This window comes from Streptomyces durbertensis, from assembly GCF_014156695.1.
GTDB classification, from domain to species: domain Bacteria; phylum Actinomycetota; class Actinomycetes; order Streptomycetales; family Streptomycetaceae; genus Streptomyces; species Streptomyces durbertensis.
Genome location: NZ_WMLF01000542.1, coordinates 1 through 3227, shown reverse-complemented (window position 1 = coordinate 3227; position 3227 = coordinate 1). Strand labels below are relative to the sequence as shown.

Genomic DNA, 3227 nt, shown 5'->3' with positions numbered 1-3227 from the left:
ACTCCCCATACGACAAAGACTCCCCACCACACACCACCGCCACCTCACCCGGAACCTCCACCGCACGACGCACCACCGCCTCATGGATGGAGGACACCGGGAACCGGGCACCTCCCCCCGCCCACTCGTCCAACAGGGACAACTCGGCGCCACCCAGCACCCGCGCGTGACCGAACGACGCGTCCGGATCGGAGACCATCATCTCCAGCACCCGCACGTAGTAGTCACGCACCAACGCCACCTGGCCCTCGACGAGTTCACCGAGGTGGTAGTCGAGGCAGAGCAGGAGACGTACGGAGTACGGGTTGCGGATGACACCGACGCTGAGCGGGAAGTTGGTGGGCTCGGACCGCATCGTGCTGAAGCTGTCGATCTTGCCGTCCGTGATCTCCAGCCGTCCCTTGCCGAACTCGTCGGTCAGGACGTGGAAGTGGTTGTAGACGAACTGGGTCTCCAGGAAGGAGCCGACGCCGAGCTTGCGCTGGAGCACGCCGAGGGGGTAGCGCCGGTGAGGAAGGATCTCCTGCTCGGTCTGGAACACCGCCCGCACCAGCTCCGACCAGCTGCCCTCGGCGAGTTGGAAGCGGAACGGCAGGGTGTTCAGGAACAAGCCCCGAACCTCGATGCTGCCGACCTCCTCCAGGCGACCGTTGGAAGAAACCCCGACCAGGACGTCCGTGCTGCCGGTGAGCAGGCTCATCACTCTCAGGTGCGCTGCCAGAAGCACCGACTTGAGCGGGACACCGGCCTTCTTGGCAAACGCCAGCAGGTCGTCGCACAGTTCGGACGGGAGCAGGGTCTCGATCGAGCCGTGCTTCTCGGCCTCGTTGGACACGCGCCACTCGTTCTCGCCCACTGCGGGAGTCAGCCGGTCGTCGTACTCGGCGGGCCAGCGCGGGAGCCTTCCCTCCGGCCGGTCCTGGACGCGGTCCAGCCAGAACCTCTCGCTCTCCGCCGAGTGCAGCACCGCCTGTTCGGCCGCGATGAAGTCACGGTAGGCGGACGCGGGCGACGGCTCCGCTTCAACGGATTCGCCCGCCAGCATCCGCTGGTACAGGCCCGAGATCTCGGCGAGGGTGGAGTGCAGACTCCAGCCGTCGAAGATGGCGTGGTGCTCGGTCACCGTCCACTGGAAGGTGTCGTCGGTGAGGTGGTGGACGCCCATCCGCAGCAGCGGCGGACGCGCGTGGTCGAAGGTCTGCTGACGCTGGGCGAGGACGTACTCGGCTATCGCGGATTCCTGCGCCGCCTCCTCCAGGTGGCGCACGTCGGAGACGAAGCAGGGCATCACGGCTTCGCCGTGCACCAGTTGGAGGGGCACGCTGTAGGCGCTGAGTTCCAGTGCGGTCCGCAGGATGGGGTGACGCCCCACCACGATCGCGAGCGCCCGCTTGAAGGCGGTCTCGTCGAACCGGCCGCTGACCCGCATGCTGTCCACGTTGTGGTACGGCTTGCGGTCGCGGTCGAGCTCCATCTCGTAGATCATGCCGACCTGGAGTTCCGCCATGGGATAGGCGTCCTCCAGACCCTCGGGCAGGCGTGCGCGGTCCTCGTCCGACACCATGGAGAAGGGCTCGCGCAGGCGACCCGGCACGGCGGAATCGCCGCTGGCCTCGGCGACCTCGGCGAGACCTGCCAGCGTGGGCGTACGGAAGAGGTCCTGGAGTTCGAAGGCCACTCCCTGAGCCCGGGCCTGACCGAGGACCTGGATGCTCCGGATGGAGTCGCCGCCGAGGTCGAAGAAGTTGTCGTGCCGACCGACCCGGTCCACCCCCAGAACCTCACTCCAGATCCCGGCCAACTGCTCCTCCACGCCCGGCAGAGCAGGCTCGAACTCCACTGCCATGTCCGGGCGTTCACCGCCCGGTGCCGGCAGGGCCCGGTGGTCGAGCTTGCCCTGCGAGGTCAGCGGCAGCTCGTCGAGGAAGACGAAGTTGCGCGGGATCATGTAGCCGGGCAGATCCTCGGCAAGAGCCTCACGCAGCTCGCTGGTGGAAGGGGTGCCCGTGCCCTCCTCGGGGACGAGGTAGGCGACCAGGTCGGCCTGGTCGTTCCCCAGGTCGTTGCGGACGATGACCACCGCCTGCCGGATGCCGCCCCGGCGGCTCAGGGCCGCCTCGATCTCCCCCAGCTCGATCCGGAACCCACGCACCTTGACCTGACCATCACCCCGACCCAGATACTCCAGCCTGCCGTCGGCTCTCCACCGCGCCAGGTCCCCGCTGCGGTAGAGCCGCGCACCGGGCTCCCCGCCCAAGTGGTCGGGGACAAAGCGTTCGGCGGTCAGCTCCGGACGCCCGACATAGCCACGCGTCACACCAGGACCGCCGACATACAGCTCACCGACCACCCCGACCGGCACCGGGTCACCGAACGGGTCCAGCACATGTATGCGCAGGTCCGGCAGAGCGGAGCCGATCTGCGTGAAGGCCCCGTCCAGTTGGTCCTCGGTGACCTCGGCGTAGGTGACGTGCACGGTCGTCTCGGTGATGCCGTACATGTTGACCAGCAACGGCTCGCGATACCCGTGCCGCTCACCCCACCGCCGCACCGACGCACGATCCAACGCCTCACCGGCGAACAGCACTGCACGCAGGTTGAGTTCGCCGGCCGCCGTCGCGTCGGCCCGTTCGAACTGGCGGAAGGCGGACGGCGTCTGGCTGAGCATGGTCACCCGCTCGTCGCGCACGAGTGCGTAGAACGCGTCGGCGTCGCGACTGGTCATGTAGGGGACCACCACAAGGCGTCCGCCGCTGGTCAGCGCGCCCCACATCTCCATGACGGACACGTCGAAGGCGAAGCTGTGGAACAGGGACCAGACGTCACCCCGGCCGAACGGAAGCCGCGCGCGCACCGCCTCGAACAGCCGGGTGACGTTGCCGTGCGTCACCGTGGTGCCCTTGGGGCGACCGGTGGAGCCTGACGTGAAGATCACATAGCACGCGTGCTCCGCACTCACCCTCGGAACCTCACGCGCCACCCGCTCCAGCGTCAGGTCACCCGTCTGCAGACCTTCCGCTTCACCAAGGTCGACGACCTCCCACGGGCCGTCCGGCACCAACGCCCCCGCCGCACCATGTGTGAGAACAAGACCAGCCTCCACGTCCTCCAACATGAACCGCATACGCTCCACCGGGAAACCGGTGTCCAACGGCACATACACACCCCCCGCAAGCAACACCCCAAGCGTCGCCACCACCGTCTCCAACGAACGCTCCACACACACC

General features: G+C 67.7%; 1 protein-coding gene. It reads right to left on the bottom strand.

The features are described from left to right. On the bottom strand, window positions 1–3181 hold a 3181-nt coding region (locus tag GL263_RS24010), incomplete at its 3' end, for a non-ribosomal peptide synthetase (RefSeq protein WP_323379541.1). Window positions 3182–3227 lie beyond the last annotated feature (46 nt).